This is a genomic window from Methylomonas subterranea, assembly GCF_024505185.1.
GTDB classification, from domain to species: Bacteria; Pseudomonadota; Gammaproteobacteria; order Methylococcales; family Methylomonadaceae; genus Methylomonas; species Methylomonas subterranea.
The window spans coordinates 40,193-62,007 of record NZ_JANIBJ010000018.1; the positions used below are offsets into that span (position 1 = coordinate 40,193).

Annotated in this window: 24 protein-coding genes; 20 read left to right on the plus strand and 4 right to left on the minus strand. The window is 55.9% G+C overall.

Features of this window, described 5'->3' with window-relative positions; translation table 11 throughout:
• The first annotated feature begins 97 nt into the window (after positions 1-97).
• From NP590_RS11020 to NP590_RS11040, 5 genes are all read left to right on the plus strand, one after another.
• Positions 98-1,456 carry a sodium-dependent transporter gene (locus NP590_RS11020; protein WP_256602434.1) on the plus strand — a complete coding sequence of 453 codons (1,359 nt, stop codon included), beginning with the start codon at positions 98-100 and terminating at the stop codon, positions 1,454-1,456.
• A complete protein-coding gene (locus tag NP590_RS11025; protein WP_256602435.1) occupies positions 1,456-1,890 on the plus strand; it encodes a type II toxin-antitoxin system RatA family toxin in 435 nt (144 codons plus the stop codon). Before NP590_RS11020 ends, NP590_RS11025 begins: the two co-directional genes overlap by 1 nt.
• Positions 1,883-2,164: an RnfH family protein gene (locus tag NP590_RS11030; RefSeq protein ID WP_256602436.1), complete on the plus strand. Its 282-nt coding sequence runs from the start codon at positions 1,883-1,885 to the stop codon at positions 2,162-2,164. The genes NP590_RS11025 and NP590_RS11030 overlap by 8 nt, the downstream gene beginning before the upstream one ends.
• Positions 2,165-2,606: 442 nt before the next feature.
• Positions 2,607-3,137 (plus strand): DUF4184 family protein, encoded by a 531-nt coding sequence (locus NP590_RS11035; protein ID WP_256602437.1) that lies wholly within the window; start codon positions 2,607-2,609, stop codon positions 3,135-3,137.
• 276 nt (positions 3,138-3,413) lie between these two features.
• A complete protein-coding gene (locus NP590_RS11040) occupies positions 3,414-3,800 on the plus strand; it encodes a hypothetical protein (RefSeq protein ID WP_256602438.1) in 387 nt (128 codons plus the stop codon).
• Positions 3,801-3,898: 98 nt separating this feature from the next.
• Here the strand turns inward: NP590_RS11040 and NP590_RS11045 are convergent, their stop codons facing one another.
• Positions 3,899-4,108, minus strand: a complete 210-nt coding sequence (locus NP590_RS11045; RefSeq protein ID WP_256602439.1) for a hypothetical protein — start codon at positions 4,106-4,108, stop codon at positions 3,899-3,901.
• A gap of 140 nt (positions 4,109-4,248) precedes the next feature.
• Here NP590_RS11045 and NP590_RS11050 point away from each other — a divergent pair, with 140 nt between their 5' ends.
• From NP590_RS11050 to NP590_RS11060, 3 genes are all read left to right on the plus strand, one after another.
• A complete protein-coding gene (locus tag NP590_RS11050; RefSeq protein WP_256602440.1) occupies positions 4,249-4,590 on the plus strand; it encodes a hypothetical protein in 342 nt (113 codons plus the stop codon).
• 184 nt (positions 4,591-4,774) lie between these two features.
• Entirely contained in the window at positions 4,775-5,302 is a 528-nt protein-coding gene (locus tag NP590_RS11055) for an REP-associated tyrosine transposase (RefSeq protein WP_256602441.1), read from the plus strand.
• A 158-nt stretch (positions 5,303-5,460) separates the two neighbouring features.
• Entirely contained in the window at positions 5,461-5,862 is a 402-nt protein-coding gene (locus NP590_RS11060; RefSeq protein ID WP_256602443.1) for a hypothetical protein, read from the plus strand.
• Positions 5,863-5,905: 43 nt separating this feature from the next.
• Here NP590_RS11060 and gpmI read toward each other — a convergent pair whose 3' ends face one another.
• Complete coding sequence (gene gpmI / locus NP590_RS11065) at positions 5,906-7,546, minus strand: 2,3-bisphosphoglycerate-independent phosphoglycerate mutase (protein ID WP_256602445.1); 1,641 nt, start codon at positions 7,544-7,546, stop codon at positions 5,906-5,908.
• Positions 7,547-7,763: 217 nt separating this feature from the next.
• Between gpmI and NP590_RS11070 the strand changes: the two genes are divergently transcribed.
• From NP590_RS11070 to NP590_RS11095, 7 genes are all read left to right on the plus strand, one after another.
• On the plus strand, positions 7,764-8,219 hold the full coding sequence (locus NP590_RS11070) for a Crp/Fnr family transcriptional regulator (protein ID WP_256602446.1): 456 nt from the start codon (positions 7,764-7,766) through the stop codon (positions 8,217-8,219).
• 119 nt (positions 8,220-8,338) lie between these two features.
• Positions 8,339-8,941, plus strand: coding sequence for a GNAT family N-acetyltransferase (locus tag NP590_RS11075; protein ID WP_256602447.1), 603 nt, complete (start codon positions 8,339-8,341; stop codon positions 8,939-8,941).
• A complete protein-coding gene (locus NP590_RS11080) occupies positions 8,934-9,794 on the plus strand; it encodes a carbon-nitrogen hydrolase family protein (protein ID WP_256602448.1) in 861 nt (286 codons plus the stop codon). Before NP590_RS11075 ends, NP590_RS11080 begins: the two co-directional genes overlap by 8 nt.
• Before the next feature lie 111 nt (positions 9,795-9,905).
• On the plus strand, positions 9,906-10,295 hold the full coding sequence (locus tag NP590_RS11085; RefSeq protein WP_256602449.1) for a hypothetical protein: 390 nt from the start codon (positions 9,906-9,908) through the stop codon (positions 10,293-10,295).
• 265 nt (positions 10,296-10,560) lie between these two features.
• Positions 10,561-10,662 carry a DUF1902 domain-containing protein gene (locus NP590_RS20595; RefSeq protein ID WP_371927295.1) on the plus strand — a complete coding sequence of 34 codons (102 nt, stop codon included), beginning with the start codon at positions 10,561-10,563 and terminating at the stop codon, positions 10,660-10,662.
• Between the two features lie 124 nt (positions 10,663-10,786).
• On the plus strand, positions 10,787-10,981 hold the full coding sequence (locus NP590_RS11090; protein ID WP_256602450.1) for a type II toxin-antitoxin system HicA family toxin: 195 nt from the start codon (positions 10,787-10,789) through the stop codon (positions 10,979-10,981).
• 217 nt (positions 10,982-11,198) lie between these two features.
• Positions 11,199-13,187 carry a CHASE domain-containing protein gene (locus NP590_RS11095; protein WP_256602451.1) on the plus strand — a complete coding sequence of 663 codons (1,989 nt, stop codon included), beginning with the start codon at positions 11,199-11,201 and terminating at the stop codon, positions 13,185-13,187.
• Between the two features lie 11 nt (positions 13,188-13,198).
• Here the strand turns inward: NP590_RS11095 and NP590_RS11100 are convergent, their stop codons facing one another.
• Both NP590_RS11100 and NP590_RS11105 read right to left on the minus strand, forming a co-directional pair.
• Positions 13,199-13,963, minus strand: a complete 765-nt coding sequence (locus tag NP590_RS11100; RefSeq protein WP_256602452.1) for an ABC transporter permease — start codon at positions 13,961-13,963, stop codon at positions 13,199-13,201.
• Complete coding sequence (locus NP590_RS11105) at positions 13,960-14,865, minus strand: ABC transporter ATP-binding protein (RefSeq protein ID WP_256602454.1); 906 nt, start codon at positions 14,863-14,865, stop codon at positions 13,960-13,962. The genes NP590_RS11100 and NP590_RS11105 overlap by 4 nt, the downstream gene beginning before the upstream one ends.
• A 117-nt stretch (positions 14,866-14,982) precedes the next feature.
• Between NP590_RS11105 and NP590_RS11110 the strand changes: the two genes are divergently transcribed.
• The 5 genes from NP590_RS11110 to NP590_RS11130 all read left to right on the plus strand — a co-directional run bounded on the left by NP590_RS11110 (position 14,983) and on the right by NP590_RS11130 (position 21,815).
• The gene (locus NP590_RS11110; RefSeq protein WP_256602456.1) at positions 14,983-16,476 is read left to right on the plus strand and encodes a Ppx/GppA phosphatase family protein; all 1,494 of its coding nucleotides are present in this window, start codon (positions 14,983-14,985) and stop codon (positions 16,474-16,476) included.
• Between the two features lie 3 nt (positions 16,477-16,479).
• Positions 16,480-17,745, plus strand: a complete 1,266-nt coding sequence (locus tag NP590_RS11115) for a YfiM family lipoprotein (protein ID WP_256602457.1) — start codon at positions 16,480-16,482, stop codon at positions 17,743-17,745.
• A 78-nt stretch (positions 17,746-17,823) separates the two neighbouring features.
• Positions 17,824-18,867 (plus strand): methyltransferase domain-containing protein, encoded by a 1,044-nt coding sequence (locus tag NP590_RS11120; protein ID WP_256602458.1) that lies wholly within the window; start codon positions 17,824-17,826, stop codon positions 18,865-18,867.
• Between the two features lie 323 nt (positions 18,868-19,190).
• Positions 19,191-21,053: a thiamine pyrophosphate-binding protein gene (locus NP590_RS11125; RefSeq protein ID WP_256602459.1), complete on the plus strand. Its 1,863-nt coding sequence runs from the start codon at positions 19,191-19,193 to the stop codon at positions 21,051-21,053.
• A gap of 3 nt (positions 21,054-21,056) precedes the next feature.
• Positions 21,057-21,815: an SDR family oxidoreductase gene (locus NP590_RS11130; protein ID WP_256602460.1), complete on the plus strand. Its 759-nt coding sequence runs from the start codon at positions 21,057-21,059 to the stop codon at positions 21,813-21,815.

Below are 21,815 nucleotides of genomic sequence, written 5' to 3' on the forward strand. Positions count from 1 at the left end.
GCGTTGCGTCGCTTTTTTAGACTGACTGAAAACAATAATTTTGATATTTTACCCGACCAGCCCACAAAATAACGACTTAATCACGGAGCTTGGCAGCATGACGGAAAAAACCCAATCCATTCACGGCCAATGGTCGTCGCGTTTCATATTCATTCTGGCCGCCACCGGTTCGGCGGTCGGTCTCGGCAATATCTGGAAATTCCCCTATATTACCGGCGAAAACGGCGGCGGCGCCTTCGTGATGGTCTATTTGCTGTGCGTGGCCGCGCTCGGCATTCCGATCATGATTGCCGAAATCATGCTGGGCCGCCGCGGCCGGCAAAGCCCCATCAACAGCATGAAATCCCTGGCGGCGGAAGCCGGCGCCGACCCGCGTTGGCATTATCTCGGCTGGACCGGCATGATCGCCGGCTTTTTGATCCTGGCCTATTACAGCGTGATCGCCGGCTGGGCCATGGCCTACATCGTCAAGGCCTTTTTCGGCCAATTCATCAACAGCGACGCCGGCGAAATCAAACGCCTGTTCGAGAACCTGATGGCCAGCCCGGTACAACAAATCTTCTGGCACACGGCCTTCATGATGAGCACTATGTATTTCGTCATGCAAGGGGTACAGAACGGCCTGGAAAAAGCCGTGCGCTTTTTGATGCCGACCCTGTTCGTGATTTTGATCCTGCTGGTGGCTTACGCCATGTCCACCGGCGCCTACGAACAGGGCGTGAACTTTATGTTCAGTCCCGATTTCAGCAAGATAGACGCCGACGCGGTGCTGACCGCCATGGGCCACGCCTTCTTTACCCTGAGCCTGGGCATGGGCGCCATCATGGTGTACGGTTCCTATCTGCCCAACCACATATCGATCGCCAAAACCACCTTCTATATCGCCGGCGCCGATACCGTGGTGGCCTTATTGGCAGGCATCGCCATTTTTCCGCTGGTATTCGCCAACAACCTGGAAGCCAGTGCCGGACCGGGCCTGATTTTCCAAACCCTGCCGCTGGCTTTCGGCCACATGAGCGGCGGCTGGCTGTTCGGCCTGCTGTTTTTCATCCTGCTGTTTTTTGCCGCCCTGTCATCTTCCATCTCGCTGATCGAACCGGCGGTGACCTGGCTGGTGGAAAACAAAAACATCGAACGCCACCGGGCCAGCCTGTGGTCCGGCGCCGCTTGCTGGACGCTGGGCGTGGGCGTGGTATTTTCGTTCAACATCTGGGCCGACCTGAAACTGTTCGACAAAAACCTGTTCGAACTGCTGGACTACCTGACCGCCAATCTGATGCTGCCGCTGGGCGGCATGGCCATCGCCGTGTTTGCCGGCTGGATGATGAAAACCGGCCACGCGGAACAGGAACTGGAACTGCGGGCGGAAGGCTTCCGGGCTTGGCACGTGTTGATCAAATTCGTGGCGCCCGCGGCGGTATTTCTGGTGTTTCTGCATGTACTGGGAGTGCTTTAATGATCTCCGTGGTACAAAAAAGCGCCCTGGTGAAATTTTCCGCCAAGCAGATGTTCGATCTGGTCGACGACATCGAATCCTATTCCAAGTTTTTACCTTGGTGCGGCGGCAGCCGTATCCTGCGCCGCGAAGGCAATATTGTCGAGGGCGAAATCCAAATTGCCAAGGCCGGCTTTCATAAATCCTTTTCCACCCGCAATGTGGTGGACCCCGGCGGCCGCATCACCATCAGCCTGCTGGACGGCCCCTTCAAATCCCTGGAAGGCGTCTGGAGTTTCATGCCGCTACGCGAAGACGCCAGCAAAATCTCGCTGGATCTGGAATTCGAAATCGCCAGCACCTTCGCCAGCCTGGCCTTCGGCCCGGTGTTCAACCAAATCTGCAACACCATGGTCGGCTCGTTCACCCAACGCGCCAAAGCCGTTTATGGCTGACGGCTTGATCAACGTGGAAGTGGCTTACGCCACGCCCGAACGGCAAGCCGTCATCGCCGTCAGCCTGCCCGCCGGCGCCGCCGCAGAACAGGCTATTTTGGCATCCGGCATATTGAGCCAGTTTGCCGAGATCGATTTATCGGCGCAAAAAATAGGCATCTTCGGCTCGGTCTGCAAACCGGACCGGATACTGACCGACGGCGACCGGGTGGAGATTTATCGGCCGTTACAACAAAATCCGATGGATGCGCGGCGGGGAAGATTGCAAAAATGAAACGCTACGCATGCGAGATAAATAGCTGACCCGAAAAACCCGCGCGGGGCGGATTCGGAGCGCTAGCGACAATCCGCCATGGTATTGGCCATGGCGCTAACCACGGCGTGGACCATGGGTCTGTCCTCGACACGGCGGATTGCTTGATCCACTCGGAATAGGTAGGTTCGGTATGCGGCGAATAATGCTTGAGCCGCATGGCGCGGCGAACAGCTTGCAACAAAGACGGCGATTTTGAACTTGACACAAGAGCATTAGCAACTATAGTCAGGCGAAAATCTATTATATAGGCAAATCTGCCCGAATTTATGGCTAATATCGGATTATCAAGGCACATTTGCCCGGTTTGGGTACTATCAGAGCAAAAGTGCCTGAAAAGCCGGGTAATATCAACTTATCGGGCAGATTTGCCTGATAATCAATAGTTAGGCCAGAAGAAGACATGCCATTTACGCCATTTCACATGGGGCCGGGAGCAGCAATTAAGGCTGTAACAGGGCGCTATTTTAGTTTGACAATTTTCGGATTCGCTCAAGTTGCTATTGATCTGGAGCCGTTAATAAGAATTGTGCGGCACGATAGCGTGCTGCATGGTTTTACACACACGTATCTAGGTGCATTCACGATTGGGTTGCTTACTCTTTTCATGGGCAAAATAGTATGCCAATGGTTGCTTCGTTCATGGAATTTCTTACTAAATTTTAAATACTTGAAATGGCTGCAAGTGAATTCAAAAATTTCTTGGTTTGCGGCTTCTACAGGTGCTTTTATTGGTACATTTTCCCATGTGTTGTTGGACAGTATCATGCATGCAGATATGCAACCATTTTGGCCAATTAGCTCAAATAATGCGTTGCTAAATTTTATACCAGGGGCTTGGGTATATTTACTGTGTAGCATACTGGGTGTAATTGGGCTAATGAGCCTATTTGTAATAGGTTTATGGAACAAATGGGCAATCGAAATAGAATGAATGGTGTAAGAAAACCAAGAAGCTCGCAGTTACCAATTTGGCCTAACCAGCGGGTCAACTTGACCGGCAAAAGCTACGCTCCTATCGTCGCTACGCTTTCGCCGTCAAGTTACCCTTAACGTTAAACGTAAAAAGGGAAACCGTGATGGCAGAACAGAAACCTTTGCAACCGCAACCACAACAGCCGGTGTCGCCGGCAAGAGTGCCAACGGGAAACCCTGGTACTCGTGACGATGGGCCTCGCCCACTGACGGGAACTATCCCATTGAAAAAAGAATGAAGAATTCTGAGGCCTGGGATCAGTACAAGTCGTACACAAAGGATATTACAGAAGTATCACGGAAACTTGGGTTCGCCGGAGCAGCAATATGCTGGGTACTTAAAACACCTGAAGGCGCATTTTCATTATGCGTCTTATGGGGGCTTGCTTTTTTTGTGGCTTTTTTCATTGCCGATGTCTTGCAAAGCTTCGTCGGCGCTCTTCTTCTGCGACATTGGCTTCGCGGAGAAGAGCTTAAACAATGGCAGGCGACCAACAGTATTGAAGGGGAGTATCTAAAGCCTGGCTGGCTCGATTATCCTTCATTCGCGCTTTTTTTGTTGAAAGTAATATTTCTACTAATCGGATTTACATTTCTTGCAGTCGAGATACTTTCACGATGAAAACGTTTAACAAACGCATAAACTCGGACATCGGGTCAGAGGGAGCCGCAGATCCCGTCTGCCCACAGAACCGTGCGTACGGGTCCGTACACGGCTCCTCACGCAAGACGAATCCACTGAGAAACATCAAACCAATGTGCCAATTGTCGGTCGGATCGTATTTCCTGGCCCATCAGGTTGATAAACCAACTATTCGGATAGGCTCTTGTCACCGCACGGGTGACTGAAAGCGCCCATCGTTTCTGGTTGGAAAACCCGCGTAAGGCGGATTCGGAGCGGTAGCGACAATCCGCCATGGTATTGGCCATGGCGCTAACTACGGCGCCGTCCTCAACATGGCGGATTGCTATCGCGAATCCACCCTACGCCTAAACCGAAACCACCCGGCACCCAAATGCGTCCTCACAGCCCGACCTCTACCGTAGGGACCACCCTTGTTCTGATCTCGATGGACGCCTCGGCGTCGACTGGCGTAACGGTCGAAGCTTTGTTGTTCACGCTACTTGCTGTCGGCGGAGCCTTCTGGCTTGCCTTCGCCTTCATCGATCCGTTTCGGCGAACAATGTTGCGCATCCCGCGCAACGCTAATTCCCTACTTCTGTTTATCCTGGGAGCCGTGGTGCTTTCGTATGCTGCCGGCTCAGCAGCACTTGGAAAGACTTGGCTTGGTGCAAACGTTGTACTGCGCACCGTTGAACCGAATTGGTTCTGGATGCTCGTGAAGTTCGAAGCGGCGGTCGGTGCCGCCCTCCTCATCCTCGGCTTTCTCTCGCCTCGGCGGCCGAAGTAGGTGAAGACAATCCGCGTAAGGCGGATTCGGAGCGGTAGCGACAATCCGCCATGGTATTGCCCATGGCGCTAACTACGGCGCCGTCCTCAATCAACATGGCGGATTGCTATCGCGAATCCGCCCTACGCCTCTCTAGCCACTCTGCTAGTCTTTAGGCGTTTGAACGGCTTTTAAGGATGACGAGATGCCCAATTATCGACGGAACTTCGTTGCTGGTGGTTGCTACTTTCTTACCGTGAATTTGCTGGAACGACGCCGAACCTTGCTGATTGACCATATTGACTTGCTGCGCGATTCGGTGCGGCAAGTGAAACGTTTGTATCCTTTCCATATCGATGCCTGGGTGGTGCTACCGGATCACATGCATTGCATCTGGACCCTACCGCCCGATACCCATGACTTCTCGTTACGCTGGCGCCTGATTAAATTACTGTTCTCCAAACAAATGCCGAAAACCGAACGATTATCCGCGACCCGGAAACGACGCGGCGAGCGTGGTATCTGGCAACGGCGCCTGTGGGAACATACCATCACCGGTCAATACGATTACAATCGTCATGTCGATTATATTCATATCAACCCCTTGAAACATGGTTACGTGCAGCGGATTTGCGATTGGCCATATTCGAGCTTTCACCGTTATGTCTCCGATGGCTTGTTGCCATTACATTGGAGCGGCGACGTAACGGATTTACCCTCGGCGGCGGAATGACCATAAGAGCCGGGGGTCCGATTTGCGAAGCGTAAGGCGGATTCGGAGCGATAGCGACAATCCGCCATGGCGCCAACCATGGTGCTGCCCTCGACATGGCGGATTGCTGTCGCGAATCCGCCCTACATTTTAATAATCGTTCGCTGAAGAGGTGCGCCATGGACTCCGTTTTTAACCTTGTTGGCATTGCAATTGTGGTGACAACCTCCGGGCTGACGGCTTTCATTGCCAAGCGAAAAGGGCTGAATGTGGCCGGCTGGTTCGCTCTGGGATTATTCACCCAACTACTGGCCCTTGTCGCGATTCTGTTGCTGCCCTCCCGGATACCGACAGCGGAAGCCCCCATAATCGATGACGGCCGACTGATCGCTTTTATTGGCAAGGTGTTCGCCGGCCTATTCGCCGGCTTCATGCTTGTTTTCATCGCGGGCGGCGGAGCCGCCGGCTCATCCGAGTTGAATGCGCCTACCTGGACGGTATTGATCGTTTACCTTGTTTTCTTCATACCCTTGGTGATTCGCTGGGCAAGGCAGATATACAAGAGCCGCGGGTCCGATTAGCGTAGCTTGCCACGGATATCCGCGGCAAGCGTCCGCGCGAGCTTTAAACCGCTTCGATCAGGCTGGGATCGTAATCCTCCGGCGCTTCGAAACCCAGCAGATTCAAGACGGTCGCCGCCACATTCGACAGACCGGCTCTAGGTAAATCCCGCCGTAAACCGTAGCCGGGGTTCTCTCCGGACACCAACACGAAGGGCACCGGGTTCAGGGTGTGCGAGGTCTTGGCCTTGGTGCGGCCTTCGGCGTTGCGGGTCACATTGCCTTTCTTATCCAGTTCGTACATTTCGTCGGCGTTGCCGTGGTCGGCGGTGATGATCGCGGTGCCGTTCATTTCCAGAATCACCGGAATCAGCCGCGCCAGTTGCAAATCCAGGCCCTGCATGGCGGTGACCGCCGCCTCGAAATTGCCGGTGTGGCCGACCATGTCGCCGTTGGCGTAATTGACCCGCAGGTATTTGTACTGGCCGCTGCGTACCGCGGCTATCAGGGTATCGGTGATCTCCGCGCATTTCATCCAGGGCCGTTGCTCGAACGGCACCACGTCGCTGGGGATTTCCACGTAGGTTTCGGAAGCTTCGTCGAATTTACCGGAGCGGTTGCCGTTCCAGAAATAAGTCACGTGGCCGAATTTCTGGGTTTCGCTGATGGCGTATTGGCTGATGCCGTTTTTGGCCAGATATTCGCCCAGGGTACGGTCTATGGTTGGCGGCTCCACCAGAAAACGCGGCGGCAGTTTGGTGTCGCCGTCGTATTGCATCATGCCGGCATAAGTCACTTTCGGCAGCGGGCCGCGCTCGAACGGGCAAAACTGTTCTTCGGTAAAGGCGCGGGAAATTTCGATGGCGCGGTCGCCGCGAAAGTTGAAGAACACCACCGCGTCGCCGTCGACTATGGTACCCAGCGGCTTGCCGTCTTTTGCAATCACGAAGCCGGGCAAATCCTGGTCGATCACGTTTGTTTCGCTACGGAAGGTTTCGATGGCTTCACGGGCGCTGGCGAACTGGCGGCCCTGGCCTAACACGTGGATATCCCAGCCGCGCTTGACCATGCTCCAATCTGCTTCATAGCGGTCCATGGTGATTTTCATGCGACCGCCGCCGGAAGCAATCGCCACATCGAACTCAGGGCCGCGCAAACCGTCCAGATAGACTTCGAACGGATCGACGTAATCCAATGCGGAGGTTTCGCCGACATCGCGGCCGTCCAGCAGAATGTGAATCCGCGCCTTGGCCACGCCTTCCTGCTTGGCGCGTTCCAGCATCGCTTTCAAATGGTCGATATGCGAATGCACATTACCATCCGAGAACAAGCCCAGGAAATGCAAAGTACCGCCCTGCTTGGCGGCGGCGACTACTTCCCGCCAGGCATGGCCTTGCCACAGATGGCCGGAGTTGATCGATTCGGCGACCAGTTTGGCGCCCTGGGCAAACACCCGGCCGGCGCCGAAGGCATTGTGGCCGACTTCGCTGTTGCCCATGTCCTCGTCGCTGGGCATGCCGACCGCCGTGCCGTGCGCAAGCAATCGGGTCATCGGATAATTTGCCATCAAGCTATCCAGAGTGGGGGTGCGGGCGGACTTGACCGCGTCGCCGTCTTCGCGCGGCGAAATACCGACGCCATCCAGCACGATAGTGACCACGGGGCCCGGACAAGGGGAAAAACGGGAAGATTTTGCTAGTTTCATGATAATTTCGAGTGATGGGAAAGTCGGATGCCGATTAAAACCGGGTTTTAACAGCCGTTCAGGCCCATTTTAACAGTTGTGCCGCTTGCACTGAAATCCCGCCGCGACCGGATGCAAGCCAAACGCGAAAAATCCCACAATAAAACTATACTGATTACCCATTCCGCCATTCCCGTCGCGGCAATGGTTTTTCCAACCATTTTTACAGGATAAAGTCATGCAAAAATTAGTGAAGCTGCTGTCCGACCCGGAATTTACTGCCGCCGTCGAGGGCGAAAAACTGACCTTCCCCGCCGACAGCATCATGCTGGATGAAGGCTCGGAAGGCAGGGATTTATTCGTAATCACCCAAGGCGAAGCCCTGGTCAGCTACGAGCTTGACGACACCTTAGAGCATCCGGCCCGCTTGGCCAAGTTGAAGGTCAACGATATTTTCGGCGAGTTGTCTTTGTTCGACAGCGGCCCGCGCAGCGCCGAGGTAAAAGCCGTGAGCGATTGCCAGGTAACTAAAATTTCCGGCGCATCGCTGCTGGCATTTCTGGATGCCCGCCCCGAACAGGGCTATTACGTGCTGAGGGATCTGCTGCAACACCTGATCGAGCAGATGCGCCAGAACAACATGCGCACCAAAATGACCCTGCAGATGTACTTTCACGAGCACGAAGACGATTGAACCGGGATCGCGGACATTTTCGGCATAGGCAAGCCGGCACGGCCTGCAATACAATAGCGGCCCCGATCCGGCGAACCCGGACGAACAGGGTTCCGTATATTATTTGACCTTTAATTCACATGAACAAAGACATCCGCATCCAGCGCCTAAGCGGCGAAGCCTTGATTCAATACATCCCGGAACTGGCGCGTCTGCGCATCGAAGTGTTCCGCGATTTCCCCTATCTGTACGACGGCGATTACGAATACGAGAAAAAATACCTGCAAACCTATATCGACTGTCCGGAAAGCGTGATCGTGTTGGCCTTCGACGGCGATGCCATCATCGGCGCATCGACCGCGATACCGTTGAAATACGAAACCGCCGAGGTGAAAAAGCCCTTTGTCGACCACTGTTACGACCCGGATCAGGTGTTCTACTGCGGCGAATCGGTGTTGAACAAGGCCTATCGCGGCCTGGGAATAGGGGTGAAATTCTTCGAACAGCGCGAAGCGCATGCCGAGGATTTGGGCGGCTTCCGGCATATCACCTTCTGCTGTGTCGAGCGTCCGGCCGACCATCCGCGCCGACCGGCCGATTATGTGCCGCTGGACGCGTTCTGGAACAAGCGAGGCTATTTCAAACACCCCGAGTTGCATACCACTTACTCCTGGAAAGATTTGGACGACAGCGAGGAAACTCCCAAACCGATGACCTTCTGGTTAAAGGAAGATCATGCCTAAAATCGCCAGCGCCCAATACGACATCAGCTTCCTGGAAACCTGGGAAAATTTCGAAGCCAAAACCCGCCGCTGGGTAAAAGACGCCGCCGACCACAAGGCCGACATCCTGCTGTTTCCGGAATATGCCTGCATGGAATTGGCGTCTTTGTTTCCCAAGGAAACTTACAGCTCCTTGAACGGCCAACTGGACGCCTTGCAAACCCTGTTGGCGGATTATCTGGACTTATTCAAAACCCTGGCGGCCGAGCACGGGGTTTACATCCAGGCCGGCACCTACCCTGTCAAGCACGACAACGGCGAGTTCCGCAATCACGCCTATTTCTTCACCCCGCAAGGCGGGGTGGATTTCCAGGAAAAACTGACCATGACCCGCTTCGAGAACGAGCAGTGGCATATTTCACGCGGCCTGGACATCAAACTGTTCGATACGAAATTCGGCAAGATAGCGATCAATATCTGCTACGACAGCGAATTCCCGCACTACGCCCGCCAGCAAGCGGAGCGCGGCGCCACGTTGATTCTGGTGCCCAGCTGCACGGACACCGAAGCGGGTTACTACCGGGTGCGGATAGGCTGTCAGGCCCGCGCACTGGAAAACCAATGCTACGTCGTGCAAGCCTCGCTGGTCGGCGATGCGGACTGGTCGGAAGCGGTTGACATCAACCGCGGCGCCGCGGCGATTTACACGCCGGTGGACCGGGGCTTCCCCAACAACGGCATCTTGGCCATCGGCGAATACAACAAAGTGCAATGGGTATATGCCGACGTCGATTTGGCCGCCGTGGATACCGTGCGCCGGGAAGGCCAGGTGTTTAACTATCGCGATTGGCCGAAACAATTCGATTGCCGCTAGCCGTCCGGCCAGTCGCCGCGCGCCAGCCAATTACCCTACTATCCCTAATAGTTCTGTTCAGGCTGTGTTACAATTCAAGCCCGTTTAAACAAGACTCAAAAGGCTTTAACCATGCGAATTCAAACACTTCCTGTCCTTGCCCTGCTGGTTTTATCGTTTGCGGCGACAGCCGAAGTTGCCCTGACTCAGGCCGATGTCTTGGGAACCTGGCAAATCGATAAAGAATCCGCCAACCGCGACGGCAGCAACGCCAGAACTTCCAACACCACCTGGAACATCAAACCCGACGGCACCCTGGAAGGCATAACCAAGGATTCAGACGCTCACGCCCGTCTCGACAGCCTAAAAGCCGTGCTGAACTATTCCATTCAAGACGGCAAACTGGTCAAACAGGCCGCGCCGGGCCGCTCAAAAATGGAGACCTGCGAAGCCGTCGAAAAAAGCGGCAATCAAATGGTCTTGAAATGCCAGACGGTTTATTACTTCATGAGTAAAAAATAACCATTGCCCGCCTGGCCTATCGTCCCCAAGCCGGTTTTCGCCACGGCGAAACCCGGCTCACTCGCCTCCCCTTTATACCAGCTTCGGCATTTAAACCGCGAAGAATCCGCAAGGCGCGCGGGATAACAATGATTGCCGATATTCTATAAAGCGGAATCTACAATTTACCGGATTGATAGGGATATTCGACGCAAACAGCAATGGGTGAACGTTCATGCTTTTGTGATTTACAACGCTGGAAACAGGAGCATCAAGGACGATATCTATGCAACCATTAAAAATAAATGCGGAATGGGATGAGGACGCTGGCGTTTGGGTCGCGACAAGCCATGACGTTGACGGCTTGCCAGTACAATGGATGCCTTGATAGAGCGGCTGAAGATCGTCATTCCCGAACTGATGGAAGCCAATCACAAAGCGCTTTCCGAACAAAATTTGCCATTTATGCTCGATGGCTATTTTGCACGTAGGACCGGCTCTCACGCTCGCTAATGGGCGACTTCGCGCCGCCATTAAAAAAGGCGCTCAAAGCCCAAGGCTGTTATTTTATCCGGCAAGGTAAGGGCGACCATGAGATATGGTTTAGCCCAACATCTCAAAAGCACTTTGTCGTAGATGGCAAGATCAAGTCGAGACACACCGCCAACGCGGCGTTACTGCAAACCGGACTAAACAAGCAGTTTTAAGCCCCCCACGGATTTTTACATTCATAGAGGGTACCGGCATGGGCGCGCAGGGTCGCGACGCGCAAAACCATCGACGCAATCCCGCGTCTCCGGCACGAAACCGCCTTTAGTTCCCCCGCCCGTCCGGCGGTTTAATCCCCACTTGTATCATTGCTATCCAACGTCTATCTTGAAACCACTCTACCAACGCGTGCATTCAAGTGTGCCAGGATGTGATATGTCATCTGGAAAGCCCGGGCGAAGCGCCTCAAAGCGGTCGTGGCGAACAAAAATAAAGACCGACGGCAGCGCATGCCTGGTATTTGTTCTGGGCCTGTCGATTACCGCCGCAGGCTGGCATTCGGCCCAACGTTCGCTGACACAAGACACCCGCGCGTATTTCGACTTCAGAGTCAAGCAATTATTGGCAACCATAGAAAACCGTATCGACAACTATCAACAGGTACTTCAAGGGACTCGCGGCTTGTTCACGGCTTCCGTGGCAGTCGAACGATCCGAGTTTCAGCGCTATATAGACTCTTTAAACCTTGCTGCCCGTTATCCCGGCATACAGGGGGTCGGTTTTTCCCTGATCGTGGCGCCGGCGCAACTGCCGGCTCATCTCGAATCGATCCGCCGGGAAGGTTTTACCGACTATGAAATTCATCCCGCCGGACAGCGGGAACTGTATACCACCATCATCTATCTGGAACCTTTTGCCGGACGCAATCTGCGGGCATTCGGTTACGACATGTTCACCGAACCCACCCGCCGTCAAGCCATGGTTTATGCCCGCGACATGAACACGGTAGGCATGACCGGCAAAGTGACCTTGGTACAGGAAATCGACAGCGACATTCAAGCCGGTTTTTTGATGTACCTGCCGGTGTTCGAAAACTTTCAAGCCCACGACAATGCGGCCGAGCGGCGCAAGCACATTATCGGCTGGGTATATGCGCCATTCCGCATGCGCGATTTCATGAGCGGCATCGGAGGCGAGCGCAGCGCCGATTTACATCTGAGCATCTACGATGGCGAGGAAGTATCGGACACCAAGCTGATGTATAGCGACCAAATCGATCGCGTGCCGCAAAAGGCCATCAGCAAACGCCTGAACCTGACTGTCGGCGGACATACCTGGACACTGGTCATACATAGCGAAGCCGGTTTGAAAAACTGGCTCAACAATTATCAGCCCCTGCTCATTTTGGTCGGCGGCGGCGGCTTGAGCCTTTTGCTTGCGCTATCGACCCGCCAATACATCACGCGCGGCCAGGCCCTGGCCATGGCGGCGGCCGTCAACCGCGCCTTGCAGGAAAGCGAATCCCGCTTCCGCCTGTTGGCCGACTCGGCCCCCGTGCTGATTTGGCTGACGGACGTCAAGCAATCGGCCATCTGGTTCAACAAGCAGTGGTTGAGCTTTACCGGGCGTCCGTTGCCGGAACAACTTGACCAGGGCTGGCTCAACTTAGTGGAGCCGTCGCAAACGGAATTGGTGCTTAAACTGCTGCAATGGCATTATCAGACCCGTAAGCCGTTTAACGTCGAGTTTCGTTTAAGGCGCCATGACGGCGAATATCGCTGGATACTCAATACGGGCGCGCCCAGGTTCAATAATGACGGCGAATTCGTCGGCTTCATCGGCTCCTGCATCGACATTACCCGGCATAGGGAGATGGAAGAAGAATTATGGGAATTGGCCACCACCGACGGTTTGACCGGCTTTTTAAATCGCCGGCATTTTCTGGTACGCCTGCGGGAGGAATTCGATCGAATCCAGCGCAATGCCGAGTTACAATCGGCCTTGCTGATGTTGGATCTCGATCATTTCAAGCGCATCAACGACCATTACGGCCATGCCGTCGGCGATGAGGTTTTGCAGCATTTCGCCCAAATCATCCGCTCGCAACAGCGCAAAATCGATATTGTGGGACGCCTGGGCGGCGAGGAGTTTGCCATCATCCTGCCCGACACCGAGCTGTCCGAAGCCTATGTACTGGCCGAACGTCTGCTTCACACGGTGGCCGGCACGCCGCTGGCGCATGAAATGTCGCTGATCGAAATCACCATTTCCATCGGGGTTGCGCAATTGAACATAGGCAGCGAAAGCCCCGACGCCGCGCTGAAACAGGCCGACCAGGCCTTGTATCGCGCCAAGAAGGCGGGTAGAAATCAAATAGTTCTCCAATCCCAGCCCGAAACCACCCCGAACCAACCACGTCGTTGAAGTGCCGCGGATCAGTTTTTAATCCCCACTCCCTTGCGCAGCAACCACAGGCTCAGCAAGGTCAGAAACGCGATCAAGCCGAGCGTCATTTCAAAAGCCAGCGTCACATCCACGTCCGTCACGCCGATCAAGCCGAACCGAAAGGCGTTGATCATGTAAATGATGGGGTTGCCTTGGGCGATGACTTGCCAGGCGGGCGGCAACATGGCCACCGAATAGAACACCCCGCCCAGATAACTCAGGGGCGTCAGCACGAAATTGGGAATGATGGAAATATCGTCGAAACTTTCGGCAAACACCGCGTTGATAAAACCCGCCAGCGCGAACAGGGTGGCGGTTAGCAGCAGCATCCCGATGGAGATACTCCAGGACAGCACCCCGACCCGGGTAAACAGCATGGAGATGCCGGCCACCACCAACCCCACCAGCACGCCGCGGGCTATGCCGCCGCCGACATAGCCGATCAGGATCACCCAGTTCGGCACCGGTGCCACCAATAGCTCCTCGATATGGTGCTGAAATTTGGTGGAATAAAACGACGACACCACGTTGGAAAAGGCGTGACTGATCACCGACATCAGAATCACTCCCGGCACGATGTAATCCATGTAAGCCACGCCCAGCACGGAGCCGATGCGGCCGCCGATCAGCTTGCCGAAAATCAGAAAATACAGGGCGGTGGTAATGGCCGGCGGCAGCAGGGTTTGCGGCCAGATACGGGTAAAGCGGCGGATTTCCTTGTACAGGATGGTAAAAAGCGGAACGGAATAATTCATTGCAGCAGATCGATAAAAAGTTGTTCCAGCCGGTTGGATTTGTTTTTCAAACTCAGGACCTCTATTCCCAAGGCGGTCAATTGTTGAAACAGGCGGTTCAGGCCATGGCTTTTCGGCACCGCCACATTCAGCAACTGGGCTTCGGCCAGTTCTATCTCATAGCCCTCGATAAGCGGGGCCGCTTGCAGATGCTGGGCAATGTTCAAAACGAAATGTTCGGTATGGATGCGCCGCAGCAAACTGTTCATGGCCGACTTTTCGACGATTTGGCCGTTATTGATGATGGCTATATTGCGGCACAGGCTTTCCGCCTCTTCCAGATAATGGGTGGTTAAAATGATGGTGGTGCCCTGCCGGTTCGCTTCCCGCATCATTTGCCACATGGAGCGGCGAATTTCGATGTCCACCCCGGCGGTCGGTTCGTCCAATATCAAGAGCCTTGGTCTGTGCACCATGGCGCGGGCAATCATCAGGCGCCGCTTCATGCCGCCCGACAAGCGCCGCGACACCAGATCGCGCTTGTCCCATAAATCCATTTGCTTCAGACAATGCTCGGTTTGCGCCAGCGCCTGTTTACGCGAGATTCCGTAATAACCGGCCTGAATCAGCACCACATTTTTGACGGTTTCGAATTGATTGAAATTGACTTCCTGCGGCACCAGGCCGATGCAGCGCTTGGCTTGTTCGTTGTCCTTGACCAGATCGTGACCGAAGACGCCAACCTCGCCGGCGGTTTTAGTGACCAGGGAACTGATGATGCCTATCAAGGTCGATTTACCGGCCCCGTTCGGTCCCAGCAAGGCGAAGAAATCACCGTCTTCCACTTCAAGATCCACGCCTTTCAAGGCCTGGAAGCCGTTGTTATAGGTCTTTTTTAGATTATGAATGGATAAAGCCTTCATGGGGTAGTTTATAATGCCGACAGACCAGAACGGGCGCGACATCCGTGGACACCGCCTAAAGGTGGCGAATTTTAACAGAATTCCCCATACCGCCCACGCCTAAACAGGAATACAAACTTGCCATATCCGATACCCACCAATGTCGCCGCCGTCGACTTGGGCTCCAACAGTTTCCACATGATTATTTGCAGTCTCAAGGACGGTAAACTGCAAACCATAGACCGATTGAAGGAAATGGTGCGGCTGGCGGCCGGCATGGACGAAAGCAAAATGTTGAATCAAGACATTCAGGAAAAAGCCCTGGCCTGCCTGGAACGTTTCGGACAACGCATCAGCAATTTTCCGCCCAACAGCGTACGCATCGTCGGCACCAATACCTTGCGGCAAGCCGTAAACGCCGGCCAATTCATCAAAAAAGCCGAACAGGCCCTGGGACATCCCATCCATATCGTATCCGGCATCGAGGAAGCCCGCCTGATTTACCAGGGCGTCGCCCACAGCCTGGCCAGCAACGCCAACGAGCGATTTGTGATGGATATCGGCGGCAGCAGTACCGAATACATCATCGGCAAACAGGACAGTCCGCACACCAAGGAAAGTTTGAACATGGGCTGCGTAACGGTCAGCCAAAACTTTTTCAAAAACGGCGCCCTGTCCAAAAAAGCCTTCAGAAAAGCCTGCCTGTTTGTCGAACAACAGTTGGAGCCGTTTCAGGACACCTTCAACAGCCGACGTTTCGACGAGGCGATAGGCGCTTCCGGTAGTCTGAAAGCCGTCAGCAACGTGCTGCAGAGCGCCGGCTTCAGCAACAACGGCATCACTTTGGACGGACTGGAGCTACTGGTCACGCACTTGCTCGGCCTGGAGCATGTCGATCAAATCAATTTCCCGCCGCTCAGCGTCGAACGACGGCCGGTTTTCATCGGCGCGGTGGCTATCGTTTACGCCAGCTTCAAAACCCTGAACATTCAACAAATGACCGTATCCGACGGCGCCTTGCGGGAAGGCTTGATCTACGACCTGCTGGGGCGGATTTACGATCACGACATTCGCTCCCAAACCAGCCGCACCACCGCCGAGCGTTATCACGCCGACCTGCGCCATGCCGATCAGCTCAAGGACACCATCCGTTACATGGCGGCACAACTGGAACGACACCCCTGCTTCGACGACAATCCGGCCAGCCTGCAGTTTCTGGAATGGACGGCCGATTTACACGAGATCGGTTTCGAGATTGCCCACAGCCAATACCACAAGCACAGCGCCTACATCATCGAAAACGCCGATCTGGCCGGCTTTTCCAAACAGGATCAATTGATCATTTCCCGGCTGGTGCGCAGTCACCGCAAAAAGCTCAGCCAATCCCGCTTTGACGATCTGCCGGCGCCCTGGCCCCGGCACGCCCCCATCCTGACGATCATTTTCCGTCTCGCCGCCCTGCTGCACAGAAACCGCCATACTCAGCGGCCGGATTTCCAAATCGATATCGAGGCTAACGACATAAAATTGAACTTTCCGGGACAATGGCTGGAACAGGCTCCGCTGACTCAGGCCGACTTGAAACAGGAGGCCCAATACCTGAAGGAAGCCCGGTTCAATCTATCTTTTTAACCCATGTCCAAATCCCTCGCCGTCCCAAGATCCGTCAAGCTGTTGCTTTACGCCTGCCTGATCGTCGCGCTGCTGTTCAATTTGCTGCTGCTGTTTACCTTGGACGACACCCCCCTGCTACCAATCCACCGGGGCTTCAATCGCGAGGACATCCAACGCGCCAAGCAAATCCTGCATTTATCGCCGGAGGAACGCGACCACATCAAAACCATCGTCCTGAACCAAAATGACATCAATATCGCCGTCGGCTACCTGTTGAATCATTTTTTCGAAAACACGGTGCGTATCGACATCGGCAACGGCGTGATCGTTGCCCAGATCGCCGTGTTTGTGCCGCCGACCTTCTGGGGGCGTTATCTGGATTTCAGTTTCAAGCTGATAGAAACCGGTCAACAGTTCAGTATCAAGTCCCTGAAAATCGGCGAAATATCGATACCCGACCCGGCTGCCAATTACCTGGTTCCGGCCATCGCGCGCATCACGCCGCTAAAAAATTATTGGCAGTTGGGCCAGCAATACATCAAGGACATCCGTTTTACCGCCGAAGGCATCCAAATCAGCTATCTGGGCGCCATCGTCGACGCCGCCAGGCAACTGGTGATCCAGAAACACCGCGAATACCCCAATCTGCATGTATACCAACAACAAATCAACGACATCGTCAGCCGCCACGACCCAAGCTGGCGTTTATCCCTGATGGATTTGATGCAACCGCTGTTCCTGTCCGCCTATCAGCGTTCGACCCAGGAAACCGCCATTCGGGAAAACCGCGCCGTCATCATCGCGGTCGGCAGCTATATCTTCAAATACGATTTGCGGCGCTACCTGCCGCTGGGCCTGGTTTACAGCAAGGAATATTCGGTATTCGCCTATAAACGCATCGATATTCCGCAGCACTTCATCGCCTCGGCCCTGCTGGCGGCGGTGGACGCCTCGATACTGGGCGAGCATTTGGGGGAGGACAAGGAACTGGCGGACGCCGACCGCGGCAGCGGCTTCAGTTTCATCGACCTAAGCGCCGACCGGGCGGGCAGCCGCTTCGGCCGACAGGCCACAGGCTCGCCCGCGCAGGCCCGCGAATTGCAGCGCAGGCTGGCGCAAACCAAGGATTACACCAGTATCATTCCCGATATTAAAGGACTGCCGGAACACCTGGACGAACCGGCTTTCAGAGCCCGCTTCGACAACACCGACAGCGCACTCTATCGCGGCATGCTGGCGGAAATCGATGCCCGCATCGACGCACTGCCCCTGTACCGGCCGCATTGATTCGCCGGCCGCCGCCCAATATCTGTCTGACCGCCGCCTCGACGGCGGGGTATAAACAAACCAACCACGAGGTATCTCATGAGCAGCAGTATCGAAATCAGCGAATCGGTTCGGCATTACTACGGGCAAGTTCTGCAATCCAGCCAGGACCTGAAAACCAGTGCCTGTTGCAGCATCGATGCCATGCCCGACTACTTAAAAGCGCTGTTGGCCGACTTGCATCCGGAGGTTCTGGAGCGTTTTTACGGTTGCGGCTCGCCGCTGCCGCCGGCCCTGACAGGCAAAACCGTGCTGGATCTGGGTTGCGGCAGCGGCCGCGATTGCTATTTGCTGTCGAAACTGGTCGGCCCGTCGGGCCGGGTGATCGGGGTGGACATGACTCCCGAGCAATTGGAAGTCGCCGTCCGCCACCAGGCATGGCATGCCGAGCGCTTCGGTTACGCCAACGTGGAATTTCTGCACGGTCACATTGAAAACCTGCATACGGTCGGGATTGCCGACAACAGCGTGGACGTGGTGGTGTCCAATTGCGTGATCAATCTGTCGCCGGACAAACCCGGCGTATTGGCGGAAATTTTCCGGGTTTTGAAACCTGGCGGCGAATTGTATTTTTCCGACGTATTCGCCGACCGCCGCATTGCGGCGGAACTGCGCCGGGACCCGGTACTGCTGGGGGAATGCCTGGGCGGCGCGCTGTATTGGGAAGATTTTCGCCGCATTTTGCAAGACCTGGGCTGCCCCGACGCACGGACGGTCAAGCAAAACCCCATCAGCATCGACGATCCGGAGCTGTTTGCCAAGATCGGCATGGTCAAGTTCAATTCGGTAACGGTGCGGGCCTTCAAAATGGCCCTGGAAGACCGTTGCGAAGACTTCGGCCAGGTAGCCGTTTACCTGGGCGGCATGGACAGGCATCCGCACGGCTTCGACCTGGACGATCATCATCATTTCGAAACCGGCCGGCCGCTCAGAGTCTGCGGCAATACCGCCGATATGTTGGCCTTGAGCCGTTATGGCGCATATTTCCAGGTCCTGGGCGACAAATCCCGCCACTTCGGCCTGTTCGATTGCGCCCCGGGTCCGCAAGGCAGCGCTACATCCACGGACGGCGCCTGTTGTTGAAGCTTGGCGGACAATGTGGAAACTCGGCGGCGCCTGGTTCCATTCGCCCGTTCTGCTTAAAAATCCCGCCACTATTCAGCGATTGCGAGGCGCGGGGTGGACAGGCCCCGCGCATCCAGCGTGATTACCGAATTATTACAAAATCCCTACCATTTGCTTTTCAAGCGGCAATCTCTACTCTACACTTTCGGTTCCGGATTTAAACGGCATCGGACCCGCGCGGCCAATACCGAACCCGGACGCTCCACCGCCCAGTGAGCGCCATTTCCCGACTCCGGTCGGCCAATAAGAACACCCTATCGTTAAGCATTAAAGGGGGGAACATGAATGCTCACATTTCTCTGATCCACAGCCAGACGGAATCGGCCGGGGAAAATCCGGCCCCCCCCATCGACGTAGCGGATTTATTGGTCGCCTACCTGGAACAACTGGAGATCGAATATGTGTTCGGTGTCCCCGGCGGTGCGATCGAACCGTTTTACAATGCCATCGCCCGCAGCACCCGCCGAGGCCGTATCCGGCACATTTTGGCCCGCCACGAAGCCGGGGCCGCCTTTATGGCCGACGGTTATGCCCGCGAAAGCGGCAAGATCGGCGTCTGCTGCGCCACTTCCGGGCCGGGCGCCACCAATCTGATCACCGGCGTGGCCTGTGCCTACGACAACAATATTCCGATGCTGGTCATCACCGGACAACCCGCCCTGCCGGCTTTCGGCAAAAACCCGCTGCAGGAATCCTCCTGCACCGGCATCAACACCTTGGGCATGTTTCGCCACTGTACCCGCTACAATTCCCTGGTATCCCATCCCAAGCAACTGGAAGCCAAACTGGTCGCGGCCTTGCAGCGGGCGGTGCGAGCCCCCAGGGGGCCTTCCCACCTCACCGTGCCGGTCGACGTATTCCGCGGCCCCAGCCCCAGGCCGGATCCATCCTACGATTTGCAAAACCTGTTGGCGCCCTCCTCCATGGTGGATAACGACGCCATCGAAACCTTGCGCGACATGCTGACCAAGGCCCAAAACGTGGTGCTGCTGATTGGCGGCCTGTGCGGTGAAGCCATAGGCTCCATCCTGCAGTTTGCCGCCCTGAAGGGCACGGCCATCGTCACCACTCCGGACGGCAAGGGCTTGGTCAACCCCCGCCACCCGCTGTTTCGCGGCGTATTCGGTTTCGGCGGCCATGAAACGGCCGAAACCATACTGCGGGATAGATCGACCGATCTGATACTGGCCATCGGCGCCAACATGGGCGAATGGAACAGCGGCGGCTGGAGCGAAAGCCTGCTGAACGAGCGCTTGGTGCATATCGACGAATACGAAGAGCATCTGGCCCGCACCCCCATGGCCAAACTGCACGTGCGCGGACGCATCCAGTCCGTTTTCAGCCGGCTGGTGGAACTATTCCACAACCAACAAAAAGCCGACAACTTCGAATATGCCCGCCAGCGGGAATCCCGCGATCGCAATATCGCCCAGTGGGAACCGCACCGCATGCTGACGGAAGCGGCTAAATTCGACAGCGACGCGGTACCTATCAAGCCGCAACGGCTGATGAAGGAACTGGGCCTGATTTTCCCGCCCACCACCCGCTTCCTGGCCGATACCGGCAACAGCGTTTCCTGGTCCGTGCATTACCTGCATTCCAGCATAGACCGGCGCTTGGGCGAAAGGCGCCTGGGCGGCGGCGGACGCAAACCCTCGCCCGGCCAACGTAAAACCGATGGCGGCTGGTTCCGGGTGACGATGAATTTCGCCGCCATGGGTTGGGCCATAGGCGGCGCGGTCGGCACGGCGGTGGCCAATCGCAAGCATCCGGTGGTCTGCATCACCGGCGACGGCAGCATGTTGATGAACGGCCAGGAAATTTCGGTGGCGGTAGCCGAAAAAGTCAGCATCGTCTTTGTGGTGCTCAACGACCAATCCCTGGGCATGGTCAAACACGGCCAACGCATGGCGGGCGCGGAACAAATCGGCTGCGACCTGCCGCCCAACGACTTCGCCGCGCTGGCCCGCGCGCTGGGCGCCGCCGCATACAGCATACGCACGCCGGACGATCTGGCCAAACTCGACATCGCCGCCATCTGCGCCCGCCAAGGCCCCACGCTACTGGATGTTTACATCGATCCCGACGAAGAGCCTCCGATGAATGTGAGGATGCGGGTTTTGGTCAACCAGGGCGACAGGTAAGCCATGAACAAACTCAACGGTAAAACCGCCCTGATTACCGGCGGCTCCAGCGGCATAGGCCTGGCGACGGCCCGGCTGTTCAAGGCGGAGGGCGCCCGGCTGGCGATTACCGGCCGCGACCGGGAAAGGCTGGCCGCCGCCCGGGCTCAGCTGGGCGACGACACCCTGACCATCGTCAGCGAGGCCGGCTGCCTGAATGAAATCGAAGCCATGCTGGCCCAGGTCGACCAACATTTCGGCAAGCTGGACATCCTGTTTCTGAATGCCGGCATCGCCGAGCCGACTCCGCTGGAGCAGGCCACCGAAGCCCAATTCGACAGCATCATGCGCGTCAATTTCAAGGGCGTGTTCTTTACCATCCAGAAAGCGCTGCCATTGCTCAAGCCCAAGGCCTCCATCATCGTCACCACCTCGATCACCAACCGCAGCGGCACGCCGAATTTCAGCGTTTATGCCGCCAGCAAGGCCGCCTTGCGTTCCCTGGTGCAGTCGCTGGCGTTGACCCTGATAGGCCGCGACATCCGGGTCAACGCCATCAACCCCGGCCCGATCGATACCGAGGGTTTCAACCGCCTGCCGCTGCCCAGCGAGGTGTTCCATGCCATCAAATCCGATATCGAGGATCGTTCGCCGATCAAACGTTTCGGCGCCCCGGACGAAGTGGCCAAGGTTGCCCTGTTCCTGGCCTCGGAAGACTCGGCCTATGTGGTCGGCGAAGAAATCGTGGTTGACGGCGGCATGACTTTAGTCTGTTTACCCTAG

Excerpts from the sequence above, each read along its gene's own strand:
- NP590_RS11020 (WP_256602434.1), top strand. The coding sequence starts at position 98 with ATGACGGAAAAAACCCAATCCATTCACGGCCAATGGTCGTCGCGTTTC.
- NP590_RS11025 (WP_256602435.1), top strand. The coding sequence starts at position 1,456 with ATGATCTCCGTGGTACAAAAAAGCGCCCTGGTGAAATTTTCCGCCAAG.
- NP590_RS11030 (WP_256602436.1), top strand. The coding sequence starts at position 1,883 with ATGGCTGACGGCTTGATCAACGTGGAAGTGGCTTACGCCACGCCCGAA.
- NP590_RS11035 (WP_256602437.1), top strand. The coding sequence starts at position 2,607 with ATGCCATTTACGCCATTTCACATGGGGCCGGGAGCAGCAATTAAGGCT.
- NP590_RS11040 (WP_256602438.1), top strand. The coding sequence starts at position 3,414 with ATGAAGAATTCTGAGGCCTGGGATCAGTACAAGTCGTACACAAAGGAT.
- NP590_RS11045 (WP_256602439.1), bottom strand. The coding sequence starts at position 4,108 with ATGGCCAATACCATGGCGGATTGTCGCTACCGCTCCGAATCCGCCTTA.
- NP590_RS11050 (WP_256602440.1), top strand. The coding sequence starts at position 4,249 with ATGGACGCCTCGGCGTCGACTGGCGTAACGGTCGAAGCTTTGTTGTTC.
- NP590_RS11055 (WP_256602441.1), top strand. The coding sequence starts at position 4,775 with ATGCCCAATTATCGACGGAACTTCGTTGCTGGTGGTTGCTACTTTCTT.
- NP590_RS11060 (WP_256602443.1), top strand. The coding sequence starts at position 5,461 with ATGGACTCCGTTTTTAACCTTGTTGGCATTGCAATTGTGGTGACAACC.
- gpmI (WP_256602445.1), bottom strand. The coding sequence starts at position 7,546 with ATGAAACTAGCAAAATCTTCCCGTTTTTCCCCTTGTCCGGGCCCCGTG.
- NP590_RS11070 (WP_256602446.1), top strand. The coding sequence starts at position 7,764 with ATGCAAAAATTAGTGAAGCTGCTGTCCGACCCGGAATTTACTGCCGCC.
- NP590_RS11075 (WP_256602447.1), top strand. The coding sequence starts at position 8,339 with ATGAACAAAGACATCCGCATCCAGCGCCTAAGCGGCGAAGCCTTGATT.
- NP590_RS11080 (WP_256602448.1), top strand. The coding sequence starts at position 8,934 with ATGCCTAAAATCGCCAGCGCCCAATACGACATCAGCTTCCTGGAAACC.
- NP590_RS11085 (WP_256602449.1), top strand. The coding sequence starts at position 9,906 with ATGCGAATTCAAACACTTCCTGTCCTTGCCCTGCTGGTTTTATCGTTT.
- NP590_RS20595 (WP_371927295.1), top strand. The coding sequence starts at position 10,561 with ATGCAACCATTAAAAATAAATGCGGAATGGGATGAGGACGCTGGCGTT.
- NP590_RS11090 (WP_256602450.1), top strand. The coding sequence starts at position 10,787 with ATGGGCGACTTCGCGCCGCCATTAAAAAAGGCGCTCAAAGCCCAAGGC.
- NP590_RS11095 (WP_256602451.1), top strand. The coding sequence starts at position 11,199 with ATGTCATCTGGAAAGCCCGGGCGAAGCGCCTCAAAGCGGTCGTGGCGA.
- NP590_RS11100 (WP_256602452.1), bottom strand. The coding sequence starts at position 13,963 with ATGAATTATTCCGTTCCGCTTTTTACCATCCTGTACAAGGAAATCCGC.
- NP590_RS11105 (WP_256602454.1), bottom strand. The coding sequence starts at position 14,865 with ATGAAGGCTTTATCCATTCATAATCTAAAAAAGACCTATAACAACGGC.
- NP590_RS11115 (WP_256602457.1), top strand. The coding sequence starts at position 16,480 with ATGTCCAAATCCCTCGCCGTCCCAAGATCCGTCAAGCTGTTGCTTTAC.
- NP590_RS11120 (WP_256602458.1), top strand. The coding sequence starts at position 17,824 with ATGAGCAGCAGTATCGAAATCAGCGAATCGGTTCGGCATTACTACGGG.
- NP590_RS11125 (WP_256602459.1), top strand. The coding sequence starts at position 19,191 with ATGAATGCTCACATTTCTCTGATCCACAGCCAGACGGAATCGGCCGGG.
- NP590_RS11130 (WP_256602460.1), top strand. The coding sequence starts at position 21,057 with ATGAACAAACTCAACGGTAAAACCGCCCTGATTACCGGCGGCTCCAGC.